Source organism: Enterococcus dongliensis (assembly GCF_031927985.1).
GTDB classification, from domain to species: Bacteria; Bacillota; Bacilli; order Lactobacillales; family Enterococcaceae; genus Enterococcus_A; species Enterococcus_A dongliensis.
Genome location: NZ_JARPZC010000003.1, coordinates 225,166 through 247,879 on the forward strand (window position 1 = coordinate 225,166; position 22,714 = coordinate 247,879).

General features: G+C 31.4%; 18 protein-coding genes. All 18 read right to left on the reverse strand.

Translation table 11 applies throughout. The features are described 5' to 3' along the window. Positions 1–127: 127 nt before the first annotated feature. Positions 128–607 carry a transcription elongation factor GreA gene (gene greA, locus P7D84_RS04115; protein ID WP_311800186.1) on the reverse strand — a complete coding sequence of 160 codons (480 nt, stop codon included), beginning with the start codon at positions 605–607 and terminating at the stop codon, positions 128–130. A gap of 95 nt (positions 608–702) precedes the next feature. Next, complete coding sequence (gene mltG / locus P7D84_RS04120; RefSeq protein WP_311800258.1) at positions 703–1,845, reverse strand: endolytic transglycosylase MltG; 1,143 nt, start codon at positions 1,843–1,845, stop codon at positions 703–705. Positions 1,846–2,496: 651 nt separating this feature from the next. Continuing rightward, positions 2,497–4,272 (reverse strand): DUF6020 family protein, encoded by a 1,776-nt coding sequence (locus tag P7D84_RS04125; protein ID WP_311805134.1) that lies wholly within the window; start codon positions 4,270–4,272, stop codon positions 2,497–2,499. Beyond that, on the reverse strand, positions 4,262–5,203 hold the full coding sequence (locus P7D84_RS04130) for a glycosyltransferase family 2 protein (protein ID WP_311805137.1): 942 nt from the start codon (positions 5,201–5,203) through the stop codon (positions 4,262–4,264). Before P7D84_RS04130 ends, P7D84_RS04125 begins: the two co-directional genes overlap by 11 nt. A 221-nt stretch (positions 5,204–5,424) precedes the next feature. Beyond that, positions 5,425–7,266 (reverse strand): DUF6020 family protein, encoded by a 1,842-nt coding sequence (locus P7D84_RS04135; protein ID WP_311805139.1) that lies wholly within the window; start codon positions 7,264–7,266, stop codon positions 5,425–5,427. Positions 7,267–7,548: 282 nt separating this feature from the next. Further along, positions 7,549–8,502 carry an NAD-dependent epimerase/dehydratase family protein gene (locus P7D84_RS04140; RefSeq protein ID WP_311805141.1) on the reverse strand — a complete coding sequence of 318 codons (954 nt, stop codon included), beginning with the start codon at positions 8,500–8,502 and terminating at the stop codon, positions 7,549–7,551. Continuing rightward, positions 8,499–8,903 carry a glycerol-3-phosphate cytidylyltransferase gene (gene tagD, locus P7D84_RS04145; RefSeq protein ID WP_311800189.1) on the reverse strand — a complete coding sequence of 135 codons (405 nt, stop codon included), beginning with the start codon at positions 8,901–8,903 and terminating at the stop codon, positions 8,499–8,501. Before tagD ends, P7D84_RS04140 begins: the two co-directional genes overlap by 4 nt. A gap of 21 nt (positions 8,904–8,924) precedes the next feature. Continuing rightward, on the reverse strand, positions 8,925–9,761 hold the full coding sequence (locus P7D84_RS04150) for a LicD family protein (RefSeq protein WP_311805143.1): 837 nt from the start codon (positions 9,759–9,761) through the stop codon (positions 8,925–8,927). Continuing rightward, on the reverse strand, positions 9,736–11,193 hold the full coding sequence (locus P7D84_RS04155; protein ID WP_311805145.1) for an O-antigen ligase family protein: 1,458 nt from the start codon (positions 11,191–11,193) through the stop codon (positions 9,736–9,738). The genes P7D84_RS04150 and P7D84_RS04155 overlap by 26 nt, the downstream gene beginning before the upstream one ends. A gap of 4 nt (positions 11,194–11,197) precedes the next feature. Beyond that, positions 11,198–12,319, reverse strand: a complete 1,122-nt coding sequence (locus P7D84_RS04160) for a glycosyltransferase (protein ID WP_311805147.1) — start codon at positions 12,317–12,319, stop codon at positions 11,198–11,200. Positions 12,320–12,324: 5 nt separating this feature from the next. Continuing rightward, positions 12,325–13,851: a lipopolysaccharide biosynthesis protein gene (locus tag P7D84_RS04165; RefSeq protein WP_311805149.1), complete on the reverse strand. Its 1,527-nt coding sequence runs from the start codon at positions 13,849–13,851 to the stop codon at positions 12,325–12,327. A 30-nt stretch (positions 13,852–13,881) separates the two neighbouring features. Continuing rightward, positions 13,882–14,838: a glycosyltransferase family 2 protein gene (locus P7D84_RS04170; RefSeq protein ID WP_311805151.1), complete on the reverse strand. Its 957-nt coding sequence runs from the start codon at positions 14,836–14,838 to the stop codon at positions 13,882–13,884. Then, entirely contained in the window at positions 14,838–15,896 is a 1,059-nt protein-coding gene (locus P7D84_RS04175; protein ID WP_376713408.1) for an NAD-dependent epimerase/dehydratase family protein, read from the reverse strand. The genes P7D84_RS04170 and P7D84_RS04175 overlap by 1 nt, the downstream gene beginning before the upstream one ends. Before the next feature lie 7 nt (positions 15,897–15,903). Beyond that, positions 15,904–16,605: an IspD/TarI family cytidylyltransferase gene (locus tag P7D84_RS04180; RefSeq protein ID WP_311805153.1), complete on the reverse strand. Its 702-nt coding sequence runs from the start codon at positions 16,603–16,605 to the stop codon at positions 15,904–15,906. After that, on the reverse strand, positions 16,606–17,478 hold the full coding sequence (locus P7D84_RS04185; protein WP_311805154.1) for a LicD family protein: 873 nt from the start codon (positions 17,476–17,478) through the stop codon (positions 16,606–16,608). A gap of 21 nt (positions 17,479–17,499) precedes the next feature. After that, complete coding sequence (locus P7D84_RS04190; RefSeq protein ID WP_311805156.1) at positions 17,500–18,324, reverse strand: glycosyltransferase; 825 nt, start codon at positions 18,322–18,324, stop codon at positions 17,500–17,502. Positions 18,325–18,339: 15 nt separating this feature from the next. Continuing rightward, a complete protein-coding gene (locus tag P7D84_RS04195; protein WP_311805157.1) occupies positions 18,340–19,731 on the reverse strand; it encodes a sugar transferase in 1,392 nt (463 codons plus the stop codon). A 210-nt stretch (positions 19,732–19,941) separates the two neighbouring features. Further along, positions 19,942–22,620: a hypothetical protein gene (locus tag P7D84_RS04200; RefSeq protein WP_311805159.1), complete on the reverse strand. Its 2,679-nt coding sequence runs from the start codon at positions 22,618–22,620 to the stop codon at positions 19,942–19,944. Positions 22,621–22,714 lie beyond the last annotated feature (94 nt).

Consider the following 22,714-nt stretch of genomic DNA (forward strand, 5'->3'; position numbering starts at 1 on the left):
TATTCTACTTTTTTTACTTTCTAAATACTATCGGTCTAAAGTCGCAAACTCAGCGCTAAAATACTTCGCCATAGTATCGAATAGTAAATTTAGCTAAAAGAAAAGAGACGACCAGCGCCTCTTTTGCTTAATTTTGTGTCACTTTAGTGATTTTTACTTCCATGTTCCCACCTGGTGTTGCGATCGTTACGACATCTCCGACGCTTTTACCGATCAAGGCTTGAGCGATAGGAGAATCATTGGAGATCTTACCAGAAAACGGATCCGCTTCAGCTTTTCCGACGATTGTATATTCTTCTTCTTCATCATCTGGCAATTCAACGAACGTAACCGTTTTACCAATCGAAATTTCATCAGAATCAACATTTTCATTATCGATGATTTGAGCAAAACGAATCATGTTCTCTAATGTATTGATTCGACCCTCAACAAAGGCCTGCTCATCTTTTGCAGATTCATATTCAGAGTTCTCAGATAAATCGCCAAAGCTACGAGCGATTTTGATTCGTTCAATGATTTCTCCACGTTTAACTGTTTTTAGTTCTTCTAATTCCTGCTCTAGTTTTTCTTTTCCTTCTAGAGTCATTGGATATATTTTTTCTGCCATTCTTATTCTCCTTCAATCAAAAAAATTACGAAAGGTAATCCTTTATAGATTTAATCCACAAAAGATTACCACGTAATTCTTATAATGTAAATTGTTTATTTCTCTTTATTAACATATTTTTCAACTAGTTCCATATGCTCTTCGTATGTCTTCGCATAATATACTTTACCCGTTGAGATATCTGCAACAAAATAATATGCTTCTGTTTCTGTCGGATCGAGTACTGCCAAGATTGCTTCCTGACTTGGATTATCAAACGGTCCTGGTCCATAACCTGAATTGGTGTACAAGTTATATGGCGAATCCACTTCCGTATCTTTATAAGTCACAAGTTCTTTGTGTTCTCCTAACGCATAAAGAATCGAAATATCTGATTGCAACGGCATTTGTGCTTCTATTCGATTAAAGAAGACTTGCGCAATTTTCTTACGATCTGATTGCGTGACCCCTTCTTTTTCTACTAATGAAGCTAATGTCATCACTTCTTGAACATTTAAGCCTTTTTCTTTGATTTGACTGTAATAAGGCGTCAAGATTTGATTTGTTGTGTCGACCATTTGAGTAACTAAGTCTTCCAAACTTCTATTTTTGTGAACATTGTAAGTAGCCGGGAATAAATACCCCTCTAGACGATAACGAACATCTTTAGCATTTCCAGCATCTGTCAGCAGATCCGAATACTGCGACTTCAATTGATCAAAGAATTTTTCATCTTTCATTACTTTAATGAAGTCTTCTTTCTTAAAGTCTGTTTTCTTCGCTATCAAGCTGGCGATTTGATCCACATCATAACCTTCTGGAATCGTTAACTTCGATGCGTCATCTAATGGTTCTGCGCTGCCGCCTTGTTGCAATTCCTTACTGATCTGATCTAATGTCATATTAGGCGAGAACTGATAATAACCCGCTTGAAAATTCGTCAAATTTTTAAATTTTGTATAGAAATTAAAGACCATTCCATCACGAATAACTTCTTCTTCTTCTAAAATATCTCCGATTTGACGATTGGATGACCCGCTTGGTACTTCTACTTGTACTAATTTTTTATCGTTTCTATCTAACGGTTTCAAGCCAGCATTCACATAATTATATCCTGAAATGGCTAAGATCCCGGCGATGATCAAAATCCCGATTGTCAAGATGTAGACAATCTTACGAACGACTCGATCCTCTTTGCGACGTTCTGCTCGTTTCAAATTGCTCTCCTCACTTAAATCCTCTTCAAATTCTTCTTCCATATGACGAAGCTCATCAAATTTCTCGCTGATTCGATGAAAAATCGATGGTTCTGCTTCAGTACTTGTCTCATTCGGCGATTCATTTTTGTCTGCGATTGTTGTTTCTTCTACCGAAACAACAGGTTCTTTAGCCTTTGAACGTCGAATGTTCGCTCGTTTTTCTAATTTTTTTGAAGGTTCACTCTCTTGTTCATCTTTACTTACGGTCTCTTTTTCAGCAACGACTATCTCTTTAGGAGGTAACTTGTCAGTAGCTGATTCGAGACTGCTATTAGGAACTTCTTTTTTTATGGCATCTTTACTTAACGATCCATCTTCTATTTTTTCAGTTGATTTCGATTTTTGCTCAGAGTCCGTTGTGTCTTGCTTATTTTGTCTATTACCAAATAAACGCTCATAAGACGAAGCTAAGTCGTCGTCATCGCTAATCTTCTTTTTTTCTTTGGACGCTCCACGGTATGTAGAAGTTTTTTTAGCAGCTTCTACTTCACGACTTTTTTTCCCTTCTTCTAAAGCACGCATAATCTGCTCTTTAAAAGACCCTTCTTCTGAGTGTTGGTTTTGATCCTCAGACAAAAAACAACTCCCCCTTACTTCATGTCATAACTTTAACCATTATACATGAAATAAAAGAGGAGTGAAACGCAAAATTTATTTAGTTAAGGAAATTATATTTTTTTCATTTGCCTTAATAATTACGAAAACTGTTAGAATAGGCCACACTAACATGTATGGATATACATATCTAACTAATGTTACCGGTCCTAATAGCAGAGTACCATAATACAAAATAAGAAAAACAAATATAAAATAGAAGTCCCTTAAATCGTTATAAATTGAATACAAACAAGTAACTAAAAGAATCCATATTACAAAACCTGAAGAAAACAATAATGAAAAGAGAGGTATTTTTTTATAACTATTTTCTGTATAGAATCTATCAATTATTTTTTTCCTTATATTTGGTAATTTGCTATCTTCATAAAATCTCTTAGACAATACTGTATTATAAGTTTTCAATTCCACTATAGGTTGCTTATAGAATTTATCTGGAAACTGTAAATTCGGATCCCAATAACCTTGCGTAAGCATAAGAAAAGCATCTAAATAATTGCTTTTATTTTTTCGACCTATCCTCGCCCATAATTTTAAAAATTTGATGCTTGTATTCCCTTTGTGCTTCAAAGTAAAAGAACCTTTTACATAATCAGAGATTCTTGGATTATAATTTCTCAGATTAACTTCTGGAACATAAGAGAACAATTCTTCCTTTTCCTTTTTGGAAAAAGAATCTGGGTTATTGATATAGCTTCGAGCTAACTGCTGTAAAGGAACACTATACATTTGCCCTTGCATTCCTGGTCTCGCACTAGTAATTGCTACAAAGGCTTGATTAGATACAAGAGTAAAAAAGATTCCTAGAATAAAAACGAATAACAAATTATTGCGTTTCTTTCTTTTTTTCATAAAAAGGATAAACGGTAGAGTTCCTAAAAGTGCATAAATAGCATTATTTCGAAATAATCCGACTAAAACAATAATTAAGATGAGTTCAATAGCTTTATTCCTACTTAATAAGTTCTTTTCAAAAACATAGTACTCACATAGTTTAAATATCAAAAGAAAAAAGAATGTGGAAAATAGTACATCCTTAGTAGCTACAATAGAAAAAATCATATTTAACGGAAAGAACAGATAATACCCAACTAGTAAATAGTAAAAGATTCTACTCAATTTATAGTGAGATAGTCTACTACAAATATATGCATTAATCCCAATACATATTAACATTTGAATAAGAGTATATATCAGCCCACCTAGGTTATAGTTTCCAAATATTTTTCCAATTACAATAACTATATTTATCAAAAGTGTATGAATTATCGGATGGTGGGTACTTACATCATTATTAACCAGCTCTGACATTTGCATCGGAACATCGTAAGAAAATATTCCTGGCCAAAATATGAATAACATTGGCATCCAAACAATTAAAAAGAAAAAGAAAAAAAATCGAAATCCATGAACTTTATTAGTGCTATTCTTTATTTTATCAAAGGTACTTAAATTCAATAAAAAAATTAACACAGAACAAATTAAAATGCTGATACCTAAAACTACGATCAAATTTTTAAGAATGCTAGAAATCGAATATGATAACTTAGAGTATAGTATGAGTTCTCGTCCTACCTTTAAAATTAGTGAAAAAAGAAGTGCTAAAGATCCACAATACTTAAGTTTTTTTCTACTAACACCGGAAAAAGAAAATTTATAAAAATAATAAATTGGGGCTATTAAAAAAATCCATAAAGAATTCTGTATAATTGATGATGCTTCTGTCAAAGGATAATTATACGGAAATACAGAAACCGTAAATATTGATAATAGTAGAAATCGACTATCCGATTTAAAAAAATTATTTTTCATTTTTCACTTCATACAGCTTGTACAAGTTTAATTCATACATTTTTTTATCCGCTCTCACTACAGTATCTAAAGTTAATCCTGTAACAAGTAATAGCATTGAAAATGTCATTAAACCTGTCGCCAAAATTGCTGATGGTATTTTATTTATATGACCAAATTTTAAAAACTCTATCACAACTGGCAAACCTACAACTAAGCCTAAAACGAAAAATAATAAAAACCACACTGTGAAAAAAAATAATGGTTTATAGTCTTTACACATCTTGAAAATCGTTATTAGAACTTTTAATCCATCTGAAAAAGTATCTAATTTAGATTCGCTCCCTTCAGGTCGATCCCGATAATCAATTGGAATCTCAACTAGTTTAAAGCGTTTATCCAGTGCATGAATCGTAAATTCTGTTTCAATTTGAAATCCCGAACTCATCACTGGAAAGCTTTTTACAAAAACTCGATTAAATCCCCGATAACCCGTCATTACATCTTTAATATTTGCTTGATACAAACGATTGATTGAATTTTTGACCAAGTTGTTCCCAAAATCATGAAAGGCCCGCTTATTCTCATTAAAATACGTTCCATTTGATAAACGATCACCAATCACCATATCTGCTTTTCCTTCTCTCAAAGCCGCAAGTAATTCATGACAATTTTCTGCAGGATAGGTGTCGTCCCCATCTGCCATTAAATAATAATCCGCTTCAATATCAAAAAACATCTGGCGGATAACATTTCCTTTTCCTTGCCGAGGTTCCTTCTTAACGATTGCCCCTTCATTTTGCGCAATCTCATAAGTATCATCTGTTGAATTATTATCATAGACATAGATATCCGCTTCAGGTAATTCCCTTTGAAAATCATTAATTACTTTTTTTATAGTAAGCGCTTCGTTGTAACAAGGGATAAGGATTACTATTCTTTCATCATTCATGTTTACTCTCCTAACTACACAACTATTTGTAATAATAACATAAGAAAGTCGAATACGCTTCGATTTTTTTATGTTCTATATCATTTCTACCACATTTTTTACAGTCAAATCAAAAAAGCAAATAACGAAATTTATCGATAGAGTAATGTGGCATGGCCACATATTTCTGAGAAAAATTATGAGGGAGATTGAAATTTTTGTTTAGTTGCTCTTACAATTAATCAAAACTTATCCACGTTTTCTTCTTGAATCGGTGGATATATAACAGTTAATAATATAGGGATAATAGAAAAAACAAGGCTATAAATATATCTGAAATCTGTAGCTGGTGCTGAAATAATTAAAGAAAAAAGATTCAAATAAGGAACCATAAAAATTAATGTGGATTTTAAAACACCGTATTTTATTATACTGATTGTAGTTGCAACTAACAAAATAAGAACAGCTAAAGCACCTCTGACGATATATTTCTGTAATTTGTCATTTACAATATGATAGATTTCACTGAGTACTTTCTGTCCAAATCTCGACTTAGTATCATTCTTAAGTGGTTTGTATGCTCTTAAAACCTTGTTTTTGAAATCTTTATATCTCATTGGTTTTATATTATTTCTTTTAGCCCTAGCTTTATAAGTTTCATAATTTGATATTAATTTCTTCTCAGTATCTAAAGGAGCTATTTTTTCATCATCATAATAATTTTCACGAGTTCCTGTTATTTCTAGTCCACCATGTATATTAATTTTGTAACCATTTGGTGTGTAAAATCTCCAAATACTAGCTGTTTGATTCAAAAAAGATTTTATAAAAATTTTAGGGTTATATTTTAATAATTTGGACCAGTGTAGAAGAAAAACTTTAGGTTGATTCTCAATAATATCACCGTTAAAATTTGCATTATATTTTATAAAATCAACAGTCTTATCGTTATAGTTCTCTCTCCATAATTTTTCAGGAAGAATTCTGCTAAAATAAGCTTGTTCCTTCGGTGGTATCTTTCCTCCCATTTTATACGTTGCTGATACTTGTTGCATAGGTATAGATAAGGCTTCATAAGTGGGAGACTTTTCTGCATGTAAAATTTTACTTGTAAAAAAATTAAAGGAAAAAATTGAAAAAAAGAAAATTACTATTGAGATAAGAAATCTTTTCTTTTTTACGTATATCATTAGAATAATTAACGAAATTATTACTACTAATAACCCATTCTTTCTAAACAAAGCTGTTAATATTGACACAATAGTAAAAGAGAAAATGTTAAATGTTCTTTTTTCAGCAGAAGCTGTATTGAAAACTATTTCACTAATCATATAAAAAAGTAGTAATAACAATATTGAATAAGGTATATCTTTCCATAAAGATACCATTAATATTCCGTTAATAGGGTAAAGAGCATATAGCAAACTAATAATACTACACAAAAAAATTGGCGCACCATTTTTCAAAAGTTTACCTAAAATATAAACCACCGTTAAAGCACCAAAAAATATCTGTATAAATAAAAACACAGACGGTGAATGGTTAATGAAGGTAGTGAATTTTATCAAAAATGTATGCACAAGTGGATGCCATTCTGAATACAACTGGAATCCATTAGCTTGAGCCCACTGGTTGTAGGAATCATTTGTCAAAAGTCCTGGATAAAAAGATAACCAATAATAGAACCACACACCAAAAATCATTAAAAAACTTGTTCCACAAAAAATGTGAATTGTCCTTAGAGAAGATATTTGTAACTTAGCTACTAAACAAAATGAAATAAAATTTGTAAATAGAATGGTGTACATTAAAACGCATAGACACAGACCAATGATAAAACTTGGTGTAAAGTTTAAACTTTGAGTATTAGTGCTCATACTCCAAAAAAAAGAAATTAGAATCGACGCAATTAAAACTGTATTATTCGTATTTTTTTTTTTGAAAAGCGTATAAACTGCCGTGAGAAGCAAAGACAAAATAACACTTCTTATTAAACCCATTTGATAAAAGAAAAAGCAAGTTATAATCGCCAAAAAAAAGAAAAAAACTTCTGTTAAAAATTTATTATTAAAATATTTTGTCAAATTCTTTACCAACCTTATCTTAAATACTGAATAACACTCTTATATTTTTAAAAATATTTTACTCTCAATTGTCAAAAGAAGTTGTACAAAGCATCTCCATCCGTGTAACTCAAAAATACTTCCACTAGTGTTTGATATTTCTATGAATTTCTAGGATTTTTGTACTCTACTTGACTAATAATTATATCCAGTGTCCAACCTTATTATTGATCAGAACCATTTTGAGTGTACTCTAAATTTTTTCTATTTGTTTAGCTTAATTCTACAGTTAACGTTATAAAATCAATTTAGTAATTTCTCAGAAACCAGATATTTCTTAATACCTTCATCGATAGTAAAACTAGGAATAAAACCTAGATTTTTGAGGCGAGTAATATCAGAAACGGACTCTTTGATATCTCCGTCTCTTTCAGGTTGGTACGCAATAGGTAATTTGATTCCCAATGATTTATCAATCACGGCGATCAACTCATTAAGAGTAATAGCATTTCCGGTACCGACATTAAATTGTTTTCCCAGAGATTCTTTTTTGTCTGCAATAAGTAATAGAGCTTGAATAACATCTTCAATGAAAACAAAATCTCTAGATTGAGAACCGTCACCAAATAAAGTAAATTGAGTGTCCTCACCCGTTTGAACTTTTTTATAGCGATCCACTAAAATAGAAATCACTCCACTATAAGGCGATTCTGGATTTTGGTTTGGCCCATAGACATTGAAGAAACGAACCGCACTTGTATTGATTCCATAAAGATGATTGTACGCTAAGACATACTGCTCAGCAGCAAATTTATCAATCGCATATGGTGTCAGCGGACAAATCGCCGATTCTTCTTTTTTAGGTAACGTCGGTTCATCTCCGTACACCGCCGCAGAAGAACTAAAAATTAATCGTTTCAAATTTTTTTGATATTTTCTAACTAATTCTAACAGCATTAAAACACTCTCAAAATTAACCTGATGCGTATCAACCGGGCGTTCAACTGAGTCAGCAACACTAGCGACCGCAGCAAAATGAAAGATATAATCAAAAGTATTTTTTGAAAGAATCTCGTCCATTAATTCGCTATCTGTGACCGAACCTTTGATAAATCGTAAGTTCGAATTTTTAACCAAGTTCTCTTCTTTACCCATAGATAAATCATCAATTACGATTACAAAATTTTCTTTAGATACATGATTCGCTAAAGTAGAACCGATGAAGCCAGCTCCGCCAGTGATTAAATAGGTATTCATTTTTTCTTAGCCTCCAAATCCTTTTTGATTTGTGTCGTAGAAATTTCTGGGGTGCGAGGAAGATAAATCACTTCAGCATCTGTCTCATTTTCAATAAAATCAAACTTGCCTGCCCAATCATCTCCCATAATGAATTTATCAATCTTAAATTCCTGAACATCACTTATTTTTTGTTCCCAACTATTTTCCGGAATTACAAGATCAACATAGCGAATTGCTTCCAATAATTGTTTCCTTTTATCATATTCAAAATAACATTTTTTTTGTTTTTGATTCCAATTAAATTCATCAGTTGATAAAGCAACAATAAGGTAGTCTCCTTGTTCTTTAGCTCTTCTTAACAAATTGATATGTCCGTAATGTAACAAGTCAAAAGTTCCATATGTTATAATTTTTTTCATATGAGCTCTCCTCTTAATTATTTATTTCCAATAGAAATCATATAAGTGATTTGATACCTGTTCCTCTTTAGGCGGTAAAGTCATATAATCACCATAATACTTTGTTAAAAATAAATCTGTATTTTTGATAGCACTTATTTTGTGGCCTTCAAAATTTATCCTCTCAAAATTGTCCTTAGAAAACCAATCAGTCGGATAAATTGCTTTATCATATTTTATATACTCAAGATGTCCACAAAATTTACTCTGATCAAAGGGATATCTTAAAGAGTTTTTTTCATAGAGTTCTCTCCAGTAGAGATAATCTCCTTGCCTTATGAGATTAAGATAAAATGGGAATTTCAAGATTATTTTTATAAAACTTCTGAAATAAGAATAAGATCTAGCATACATCAAACCTAAAGTATTCATAAATCCGACTTTATAAGAGTCCATTTCAATAGCAAAATTCTTTTGAGTTTTTTTTTCATTAGGCACACCATCTAAAGGGAATATGTCAATAAATACACCTGCATCTTTTCCTTCATAATCAAAAATTTGTTTGGAAATAAGTTTAGTTTTTGGATCAAAAAGTTTAGAAAATGTATAACGATAAGGAGATCTATTCATTGAACTAGCTAATCGATAGTTTAAATCTTTTTCTAAGATTTGTAATAATTTTTCATAGTCTGGTCTTGGAAGAACAATATCAATATCATCATCCCATGGAATAAATCCTCCATGGCGAACAGCACCCAATAAGGTACCATAATAAATAGAATATCTCAAATTATTTTTTTGACAAATATCATCCACATAAATTAGCATATTCAATGCTGTTTGTTTTATCTCATCAAGATTCATTCTTTGATTTTCCATCTAATAAATGCATTCCCTTCATGTATCCATTTAAGTTTCCTAAATACAACCAAAAAATGAATGTGCCGACAGTATTTACCAAAACCAATTCATTATTGAACAATCCAGACAAAACTAAAACAAGTAAAATTGACAAATATGAATTAAAATAGTTCGGTAACTTTTCTTTGTTTTTAAAGAAAAAAATGAGTACAGATAGACCATTAACGATTAAAAAAATAATAAACGGTAAAAATCCTAAAATTCCAGTTGAAACTAAGACATTTATATATGCATTATGAACAACAATTGCTTTCTGTGCTATAAAAGTAGTAGGTATATTTTTATTTGCATAAACAATAATATTTCTAGGGGAAGTCCCTATCCATGGAGTCGATTTAAAAATTTCGATTGCACTCTTCCATATAGAAAAACGCATGTTTGAAATATCTTCATTTTCAGCAACATCTTTTCTGGTCAATGAAATTTCCGATTGTTTATTTGATTCACGATTAAATTTCAAGTTTTTCTTTTCTTTAGTACTATTACTGTCATTCGTAACTTTCAGTTCATAGTTGATATGTTCAGGTAATACTTTCAAAAAATCTTTTGTTCCAGCTTGTAATCCATAATAAAAAGCAATCATTAACAAAGAAATAGTTAATGATAGGATTATTTTGAAAACAATGTTTCTGATATGTTTTTTACTGATTAATAAAAAAGAATAAGTAAATGTTATCCAAGCCACAACAACAAAACTAATTGAAAGTGCACTTCTAGATCCTGATAATATAATTATAAAAAATTGAATAATTATATTAAAAACAAAGAATACCCTGATTGGTAGACTCTTCTTTGTTTGATCAATAATTAAATAGAAAAATGATAGGATTAATACAATCAGAGCCATTGTGGCTCCGTAATTTGGATCACCAAATACTCCAAAAAGACGAGATTCTAAAAATCCAATTCTTATATGTTCTCGTGGTCCTGAGCCATAAACATAGATATAGCTAAATTTTAGTAAATACATAAGGAAAGAAACTACAGACATAATAAAAAAAGAAAAAATAAGTATTTTATTTATTAAATCTATAAATTGAATTTTTTCATAATTTCTTTCAGAAAATTTGTATATCCCAATTAAATATAATGATGTCCATACAAATAGTTTTATGTTGCTCTCTAAATAGTTATCATGATTTACTAAAATAGACACTCCTAAAAAAAATAAAAATACTAAAAGAATACTATCAAAACTGATTAACTGTCGTTTTTTAGTAATGATAAAGAGTTCTTGAAGTAGAAATACTCCCCCAAGCAGACCAAGAACTGCGAAAATAATACTGTCATATTTAGATGGTAACAAACTATATGCATTAATTGATCTTAATAGTAACATTATAAATAAGCTAATCAGATAATATTCTTTCATTTTTTCAAGTTTCAACATACTATCACATCCATTTTTCTAATAATACAATCCATTCATCTACTATTTTTTTTAGCTGAAAATCTTTCGATCTCTCGATTGACTTCTTTTGTAAGTCAATTCTTTTATTTTTATTATCAATTAACCTATTTATTTCTATAGCCATGGCTGAAACATCATAATTTTTAATCAATATTCCAAATTTGCCATATTCCAAAACTTCTCTTCCACCACTATGACTAAAACTAATAATAGGTAATCCACATTCCATTGCCTCAATAAGAACTAATTGAAACGATTCAATTCTTGATGTGGAAATAAAAATTGAGCTCTCAAGATAATGTTTTATGAGCTGCTCTCCCTGTAAAGCACCAACATAATTAATCTTTTCATTAACCTTATTATCTTCTATTAGTTTATTAAATTTATTAATTTGATCTTGTCGACCATTTGCCGCAACTCTAATGGTCCAATCATCAGGAATATTTTTAGCTATCTTCATGAGATAATCCAATCCTTTAATATTAATATCTAATCTAGTTGTAAAAGAAATGACTGGATCTTCCAAGTTTGATTTTTGAGGTGATATAAATTGTAATGGATTATAGATAATTATTGAATTATTATTATACTTTTTAAACACTTCGAGATCTTTTTTAGTGAGACAAACAATTTGATTTACTACTTCCAACGCTTTTCTAAATGCAGTTGGGTAGTTTTTAGTTAACGATCCAAAACTATGTTCTACTGCTTCATGCATCCAAGCAATAAGAATAACATTAGGAAAATTTTTTTTAATTTTTTCAGCAAAAATTGTAACAGCAATAAAAGAATTAAGAATAACGATATCAATTTTTTTTTGATTAATAATATTAAATAAGTCATTTATCTCATTTTTTTTATATTTAGAAGGAGTAAACTCTCTTTTTACTACCATCTCAAGTCCTTTACCCAGTTTACCTAATAATTTGTTTTCTTTTTTCGAACTAAAAAATAAATTACTTTCTGGTAAATCAGAATAATTATCTTTAAATTTGTACGAGTAGTAATAGATTTCATTTTTTTTTGCTAACTCTTTTCCAATAGTAGCAGCAATTATATTCGCACCACCATAGCCAAAAGACGGTCCAACAATACAAATTCTCATAGTTTTTACCTCTTTATTATTCTTAGTAACAAATTTTTAATATAAATAAATTCTTGAGACCTATAAAAAACTATCACATACAAGACTAAACCTATAGTACAGGCAAGTATTGTTTTAAAGATAATACCTATCAAACCATTGAAATTAAAAAATGCTTGAGCAAAGAAAACAATACTTACAGATACACCTAAAAAGATAACATATTTAATAACTTGTATTATATAGATAATCAGCTTCTCCTGTAATCCATATTTGAATATATAATATGCTTCTACCCACATTACATAACCCAAAGAAGATGCAATAGTTCCTATTAAAACACCGTTTATTTCTAATTTAAAAACTGATAAAAGAATTAATGACACAATTAAATTTATAATAGCCTCAATAATCGATTTCCATCTTTGTACCCAATATAGACCGAAAGAATCAATAAATACAAAGTTTGTATTTCTAAACATTTGAATAACTAAGTTTATAATAATTAGCGTTACAGTTAATGAAGGAAGTATATATTCTTTTCCAATCCACCACATAATAAATGAATTTAATACTGAGATAAGAATTAATGTCGCAAAATATATCATTGTATAATTTACAAATAGATGTCGTTTAAACAATTCTAATGCCTGTTTTTTATTTGCTGTAACAATATAATTCCCAATACTTGCAGTTATCGAATTTGTAACTTGCTTACATAAATTCTGAACATTATTAATAATCATAGTGTAGTTAGAGTAATAACCTACAGCCGCAAGTCCTACGAAACTTGAAATGAGAATACTGTCAGTTCCCATAACAATTACTCCACCAATTTTAGAACTCATATTTCCAACAACATTTTTCTTAATTTCTTTTATTTTTTCCTTACCTAATTTTTTAGGTTCTGATTTCTTCAAGAAGTGATAGTCTTTATCAACTTTATATGAAATTGAAAAATTTCCAAGTAAAGTAAAAATTAACTGGATAATCAAATACAATGTAAAATTTTTATAGTGTACTAACAGGAAAATCTGAAAGATATTACTAATAAAAAGAAAAATAAAATCGTTAATATTAACTAAATATGATCTTTGATTTGCAATTAAAAGTGATCTTTTATATGTAAAAAAATAACTTAATACAGAATTACTAAGAAACAATAGATAGTACCAAATAAACCCTTCTTTCGAACTTAAATCACTTGAAAAGAAGTGTAAAAAAGGAACTAACGCCAATCCAATGACTGCTACTGCCATACCTATATAATGATAGGCTTTTTTATACAAAATCATTAGCGCTTGAATTTCATTTTGATCATTATTTGCAATTGGTTTGTACATCGAATATACAATAGATGTGCCCACACCCAGTTCTGCTAAAGATAATAAACTCAAGACATTGGAAAACAAGCCATTTATCCCTAGATAAGTAACACCTAAAACTCTAATAAAATATGTTCGAACAACGAATTGCATTACCAACTTTAAAAAGAAAACAATAGTTGAAATTGATGAATTCATCATTGAATAATATAATCTTGATTTTTGCATAAGAACCTCAATCTATCTTTTTTAATTCCTTTATTTATTTTGAATTCTAGAAAGAATTTTATAAAGATGTAAACTAAACATAAGTAAAGTCATAGATATCTTTCTCTTTGTAGTAAACACATGATTTTTCAAAATAAAAAAATAATTACGTCTTAAATATGAAATAATTTTTTTTGTCTCTGTTACTTCATCACTTACGTTATTTTTAATAATTTTATCTAAAACTAAAAAATTCGCAAAACAAACACGTTGGTGTGCTGCAATATCTAATTTACGACTTCTTCCTAAAACTTTGTTCTCATTTAATTCCCAAGCCTCAATAAAATCAAATTGTCTATTAGAAAATTTTTCAGTATTAATACTCTCTGCACGATGGACGTAATAATATTTTTGGATTGAATCAATCACCACAGTTTTACATTTATCTAGTATCTCAACAATAATAAAAGAGTCCTCATGATATTTTCCCATAGGGTATCTAATGCCACTAAATACTTTACGTTTATATAATTTATTAACGGCATGAACAGAAATATTATTTCCTTCAAAGATTAATACCATCGCTTCGAGTGAAGTAACTGTTCTTTTAATCCGTTCTTTTTTAATAGCTTGTCTCTCTTGATATACATCATATATCCCACAAATAGATAAATCAGCGTTTTCTCTAACGATGTTATTATGCAAAAGCTCATACATATCTTCAGCGATATAATCATCACTGTCAATAAAACCTAAATATTTTCCTTTAGCAACTTCAATTCCAGCATTTCTCGCATCACTCAGTCCACCGTTTTTTTTATGGATCACTTTCACACGGGAATCTTTTTCAGCATATTGATCACAGATAGCTCCTGAACTATCCGGAGAACCATCGTCAACTAAAATCAATTCGAAATCTTTGAATGTTTGATTCAAAATTGAGTCCACACATTTCTTTAAATACTTCTCCACATTGTAAACTGGAACAATAATACTTATCTCACACATTAAATTCGCTCATTTCTGATTAATTCTACTGTATTCTTCAATGCTTCATTTAATCCAAATAATGGTCTCCAACCAATAGAATCGATTTTATCTGAAGCTAAGATTGCTTGACTAGCAGTTGAAAAACCTCGTCTTTCTTCTTCATCAGGCAAGTCAAAAATGACTTCCTTTTGATTTAATGCTGCTAATCCATGTGCTAAATCTTTCAAATGCAAGTCAAATTCAGGTACGGCTATATTATATGCTTCACCATTTTCGCCATTCCCTAAGAGATACAATAAAGCATACACGACATCACCGACATAAGCATAAGAAAAATATTGATTTCCTTCACTCTTCAAAACGATATCTTCATTGTTCACAGCATTTAAAATAAATTGGGAAGAAGCTTTTGAATCATTCAACAACATTGTTGGGCCAAATGTACGGCAAACTCTTGGGATAATAATATCTAAATCATGTTTAGCGATATAAGCTTGACAAAGACTCTCACCAGCACGTTTTCCTTCAGGATAGCCTGCTCTTAATGTGTTACAGTCAATATACCCGCAATAGTCCTCAGTAAATTTTTCGACATCGCCACGATTTTCACCATAGATTTCTACGGTTGATAAAAACGCTACACGTTGTGCTTTTTTCTTAACTGCAAACTCCAAGACTTGTTGGGTTCCCATTAAATTAGTCATGATTGTTCCAATTGGATCAGTAGTGTATGCCCTAGGATGTGTATTACTAGCTCCATGAAAAATATAATCTACTTCTTTATCCAACATAAATGGTTGGGTAACATCTGCTTCAACCATATGGAAAAAAGTTGATTCTTCATACATTGAAAAACGCTTTTTCAAACGATCAATACTTCTTCCCATTGCATAAATATGAATGTTAGACTGATTTTTTTCATTTCTCCTCATTAATACATCAATCATATACGAACCAATCATTCCAGTTGCCCCAATAATTAAGAATGAATGATGATCAATCTTTTTCCAATTATTGTTTGCCTGATTGATTTTATCCAATTCAGCACGATATATTTCATTTTCTAGTAACACAATCTCACCTCTAATCCTTCATCTTTAAGTACGCTTTAAAAAGTTCTAAATCATCTTGTGTTGTCAATTTGATATTTTTGTCAGAGCCAGCTGCAAAATATAATGTCTCTCCAAGCTCGACCATCATTGTATTCGTATAGGAAGAATCCGTCATTCCAATATCTTCTTTAATCGCCTTATCATATGCCCAGCTTAATTTTCCAAACTGATAAGCCTGCGGTGTAGAAACTCGACGCAACGTATTGCGATCAATATATTGTTTAGTTGTTTCTTCTGTATCCTTCAAAAAAATTTGTTCATTATACGGCAGTGACGTTACACCATTTCCATGTTCTTGACATTTAACGATTACGTCTGAAAGAACAATCTCGTCCACTAATGGTCGGATACCATCATGAATGATAATCGTGTCATCTTCATCCGAATATTCTTTAAGAAACTGAACTCCGTTATTAATTGATTCTTGTCCCTTTGATCCACCCGGAATAATCCATTGGACTTTTTTCAAGTCATACTCTCTAATATATCCCCATAAAGTATCTTCCCAGCCAGATTTACATACGACTAAAACTCGATCGACTAAAGGATGATGTTCAAATGACTCCAATGTGTAAATAATAATTGGTTTTCCTTCAATTGTAATAAATTGTTTAGGAATGTCTTGGCCCATTCTTTTTCCGACACCGCCGGCGATAATCAATGCTGTAATCACTTATTTATCCTCCTTATTGGTTAAATAGTAGATACCTTTGTATTTTTTATATGAATTATCTGGATCAATATATACTGCATCATGAATAGATTCCTGCTTATCTTTAGGTGGTCTCTCCATATAATTTCCAAATGTTTTTTTTAAATATCTATCGTAGCCTATTGGAATGGGCATCATTTTTCCTTCAAAGGACTTTTCTATACTAGAAGAAAAATCTTCCGCATGATAAATATTCCCCATATATCTTGGTCCAACACAAAGTTCTGTAACAAACAGTGTTGAAACTTTGTTGTATTTTGTCATTTGCTTCTCTGCGTATTTCCAAATGCGATAGCGAGCTTTAGAACCTGGGATAACTTTTAATAAAACCCTACTCCCAGCGGCAATCATACCACCATGATTTTTTGGGACGATTTGATTGCAGTAAAGAGAATAAATCAAAGCCCAAATTTTTTGAATTTTTTGTTTAAATGCAGACTCTGGAGCTACATCTAAAGGGAAAATGTCTATTGCAATACCATGCGGAATATCTAAATCAACTTGATACGTTTTAATAAATGTCGTCTCATTGTCACGGATTGTCGTAAATAAATTATGATCAACATAGTCTTCTGCCACTCTTAATATTGGGTAACGTTCATTCAAGGAACTACTTTTCCAAAGTTGATAAAATCGTTCATAATCTTTTCTAGGCATAAAGAAATCTAAATCATCATCCCAGGGTACAAATCCACCTTCTCGAACAGCTCCTATCACACCGCCTCCACAGAAGTAGCATAATAAATCGTTCTCTTTGCAAAAATCATAAATAATTTGAGACATTTGTAGTACTGTTTGTTGAATTTTCTTCAATTTTTCATTATTACTATACATCAGACTTCTCTTTCTTGAGATTTAGTTTCTCAATTTCTTCTCATAAAGTTTTCCGCGTAAACTATTAGGTAAGAGACTCACAACAACATGTGCTGAACATGAAATCAAATAATCTGAAAAAGATCCTAAACCAGCATGATAAATTGCTTTGCGTCCTCTCAACCCATTTATAAAGTATTTCTTTCCACCTCGACGAGCATACATATCTTCGCCTGTTCTGGCAAAAACTAATGATTCTTGAATATTTTTCCCTTTATAACCAGCTTTTAACAGCCTTACCCAAAGATAGTAATCTTCAAAGCCCATCATTGGTTGATAGTTACCGACAGAAAGAATAGCTTTTTTTCGAAACATAACAGTCATATGATTAAATGGATTTCTTTTTTTTGAAAAATCGCATATCTCATTATTTGTTTTTGGAACAATTCTGCGACCAACTATTTTCTCAGGAGACTCATAAAATTCATCAATATTAGATCCTACAATTGCTAATTTAGGATCCATATTAAATTCAGCAAACTGCTTTTCAATACGTGTAGGTAGCATAATATCATCAGTATCCATCCGAGCAATCAGGTCGTAGCTGCATGCTTCAACACCTACAGCCAATGCTTTACCTAACCCTACATTTTCCTTTAGTGGAATCAGTTTGATTAAATTTGGTGTTCTCTCTTGAAATTCACTAATGACAGATTGTAATTCAGGAGTGATTGGTCCGTCTAAAACTAGAACAATCTCCTTCACGGAAATCGTTTGATCAAGGGCACTGTTTAAAGATACTTTGAAATAGTCAGGTTTTTCTTTGATATATACGGACATTAATATACTAACATCTACTTTATTCAAAAATGGACACTCCTTCTATTGAAGAATCTTCTCTTTTGGAAAATCTATTTTGTCTAATGATGTACATAGTTCATCTTCTTCTAACCCTTGTGACGAGACTTTATCAAATAAAATCTTAATGGTTTGTAGTAAGATTTTTAAATCAAGCATAAGTGAATATTTTTTGATGTACAACAAGTCAAATTTTAATTTACTACTGTAATCAGATGCGTATTTACCATAAACTTGAGCGTATCCAGTGATTCCGGCACGAACATTATGCCGCAAGTAATAATAGGGATTTTCCGCATTAAACTGCTCCACGAAAAAAGGCCGTTCAGGTCGTGGCCCTACGATTGACATATCGCCTTTGAGTACGTTGATCAATTGAGGCAATTCATCAAACCGGACAGCTCGAATAAACTTTCCGACTGGTGTCACACGTGCATCACTACTTTTAGCTAAAACGGGCCCTGATTTAGACTCAGCCGTTGCACTCATCGAGCGGAATTTATAAATCGGGAATTTTTTTTGATTTTGTGTGATTCTTATTTGTTTATAGATGACAGGCCCGGGGGATGTTACTTTGACCAAGATCGCCGTAATCAACATAAATGGTGACGCAATCACCAATAAAATCAATGAAACAACAATGTCAAAAAGGCGCTTGAACATTGCATTTTCTGATAGAATTCTAAACCCAGACGACTCAATGATACTTTCATCTTCAAAATTCATGATATTAGGATTGATTGTTACTAAATTTTCAAATGTCGTATTTAAAAATAATTTTTTTTCTTTTTTAGTCACCAATTGATAGATCTTGATCTTTTCAGCTTCATCAATTTCTGATGCTAAATAAACAATATCTACCTCATCAATAATTTCCAACAAGTTGTCATAGAAATGATTTAGCACTACGGATTGTACTTTGTGTTTATTATTTTTTTGCGAACTAAAATTTTGGATCGCTGGTGCCACATTTTTTTCAAAGCCAAGAATTGTCACGTTTTTATCGGCACCTAATCTTATGTACGCTTTATAAATGATCGTACGATAGATGATCAATAAGATCGTACCCAATAGAAACGAAAGTAAAATAACCATTCTTGGAAAAGCAAACCACCGACCGGCGAACGTAATAATCATGATGCCCAATGACATCAAAAATTGTCCAATAACAGTCACAAAGACGATGTCACTGACGATTCGATTATAAAAAACATAGGTCCCCAGTAAAACATTTAAGACAATAAAAAATAGTGAAATAAAGATTGCAGAACTTTCGAACGTCTCAAAGTTTCTTATTGGAATAGCTCCATCAAATTTTAGCCAGAAACTAAAATAGATGGAAAAATTGTAAACAATCACGTCCATCAAAATAATAAATACTCTACGCGCGGCACCCCATTCGCCACTTTTATTCATATAAACACTCCTAATCCACGAAATAATCCATTACACATCTTACCATACCCCCAAAAAAAAGAGTAGTATTCCTAAGAAATGTATTAAAAAATAAAAGAATAAAAAGCAGTCAAATCAATTGATTTGACTGCTTTTTGTTTTTATAAGTATACAAACTACTTTAGCATTTTTAAACAAAAAATTTATAATCTGTTTTTATATTCTTGCATTTTAATCTTGTGGGAATAAATAAATTTTTGAAAAACGAGTTCCAGAAAAAATATGGGATTGCATATTGCCTGCTAATACCTGATGCCATATTCTATTTTCATTTGAACGATTCCCCCAAAAGATTCCAATATGACAATCATAATTTATATCTGTCCATACAGGATCAAAATAAATGATATCACCTTTCTGAGCCTTGCCACTTTTTAATAAAGCGTCAATTGAATTGAAGGTGTAGTATTCTGTGTTGCGCATTAGTGCATCGCGCCAATTGTATGCATTTGCATAGCTGCCCCACCCTTGTGTGATTCCGGAAATACGATTTAGATTTCCGCCGCTTCTTCGCATCACATACGCTACAAATCCCGTACAGTTCATTCCCGGTCCATAAGCATTAGGTGCTCCATAAGGACTTAAAAAAGGTTCAGGATTGCTTGATGATAACCCACGATATGGTGTGCTAAGGTAGAAACGATCATTTTGATGTGCATACAATTCATTCATTACACGTTGACGTGATGTTCCCAGATAATGAGCGGTTCCTCGTCTCTCGCGTACAGCTCCACTATTCACATAGCCAAACCAGTTTCCGTTCGAGCTATCATACAACGAATAGTACGTAGAACCATTCATATGTTTGTAATACCATTTGATTTGGTAGGTCTTATTAATCAGAGAATTCGTTCGAGCTTTTTCTTTCCAACCAAAGTTGTTCCAAATTGAATAACCACTCTTAATTACAAGGACTGATTTATTTATAGAAAATCCTGTTCCCTGAGCACCTGCGGCTTTAGCCGCTCCACCTTCATTTAAATAGCCTTGCCAGTTTCCATTATTATCATAAACAGATAAATATTTTGACCCGTTATAATGGCGATACCAACCCGTTACTCGATATGTTTTTTGATACATATTTTTCGTTGAACTACCATTTTTAAAATTGAAATCTTTCCAAATTGTCCAATTATTTTTGGTGATTGTCACATATTGATTGGTAGAATGCCATTGTCCACCAGGATTATTTACAACTTGGGCGCCACCTTCATTTAAATAGCCTTGCCAATTTCCTTTATTATCATAAACAGATAAATATTTTGACCCGTTATAATGGCGATACCAACCTGTTACTCGGTACGTTTTTTGATACATATTTTTCGTTGAACTACCATTTTTAAAATTAAAATCTTTCCAGATTGTCCAATTATTTTTGGTGACTGTCACATATTGATTGGTAGAATGCCATTGTCCGCCAGGATTATTTACAACTTGGGCGCCACCTTCATTTAGATAGCCTTGCCAATTTCCTTTATTATCATAAACAGATAAATATTTTGACCCGTTATAATGGCGATACCAACCCGTTACTCGGTACGTTTTTTGATACATATTTTTCGTTGAACTACCATTTTTAAAATTGAAATCTTTCCAGATTGTCCAATTATTTTTGGTGACTGTCACATATTGATTGGTAGAATGCCATTGTCCACCAGGGGTATCTACAACTTGGGCGCCATCTTCATTTAGATAGCCCTGCCAAATTCCTTTATTATCATAAACAGATAAATATTTTGTGCCATTAATATGACGATACCAGCCTGTTACACGGTATGTCCTTTGATATAAATTATTCGTTGAACTACCATTTTTAAAATTGAAATCTTTCCAGATTGTCCAATTATTTTTGGTGATTGTCACGTATTGACTAGCTGTTTTCCAGATTCCACCTGGACTACTGGCTCTTTGGATCGTTCCTTCTTCAACGATTCCTTTAAAATTGGCAGAATTATCATAAAGTACAAAATACTTCGTGCCATTAAAATGATAGTACCATTCCTTAACATTAAATGTTTGATCTACAAACATTTCCGAAGTACCTAGTTCTTCGAAATCAAAATTTTTCCAAACCTTTTGATTATTTTTCACTACAGAATAATAGTCATTTACAGAATGTTTTTGTCCAGCTTGATCTTTTGTTTTTTCAACAGCGATTGATTCAACAATACCAACGAACTTATCTGTCACATCTTTTAATAAGTAGTATTGTTTTCCATCAAAATGGTTATAAAATCCATCGATTTTATAAGTATGGTCCTTCAAAGCGCTGGTCGTCCCATTTGCTTGAAAATTAGAATTAAACAATGTAACGTCTGCTGAGTTTATGCTTCCGTAAACATCCGTTTCAGAAAACAATTTCCCTTCTTGACCTATTACCTGTTCAGTACTGTTTGGCTGAATGTACCCGACTTGTTTCTCCGGTGAAAACAACAAATACAACTTCGTCCCATTATCATCGATTTCTTGTGCAGCAAATGTTCTCTGATAGTTTTCCCCATTATCCTGTAAAACTTCACCATTTGGCTCCTCTAGTAACTGGTAATTCTTGTCAATAATCGAAACATAAAATTTTTCAGCAATCGGTGCTTCTTGCTTAATCTGATTTTCTGTTTCTTCATCATTTGTTTGATTTATTGTCGATTTATCATTCACGTCTGATGAAGAGAAAGTTGTTTCTGTTGAGACAACTGTTGAAGATTCTAATGACGTAGTTGAAGTTGAGCTGACCTCAATATCTGATGAAGAAGTCGAAGATGTTACTCCATTATTAGAATATTTAAAGCCAAGTAACGGAAAACACAATAATACTGACAAAACTGATACATAAAATACCTTTTTCTTTTTCATAACCACTCATTAAACAACGCCGATTGTAAAATTAAGCTAGACAACTAAAAAAGCCATTTGTGCTACACTCAAAATAGTTCTGACCAAAGAATTA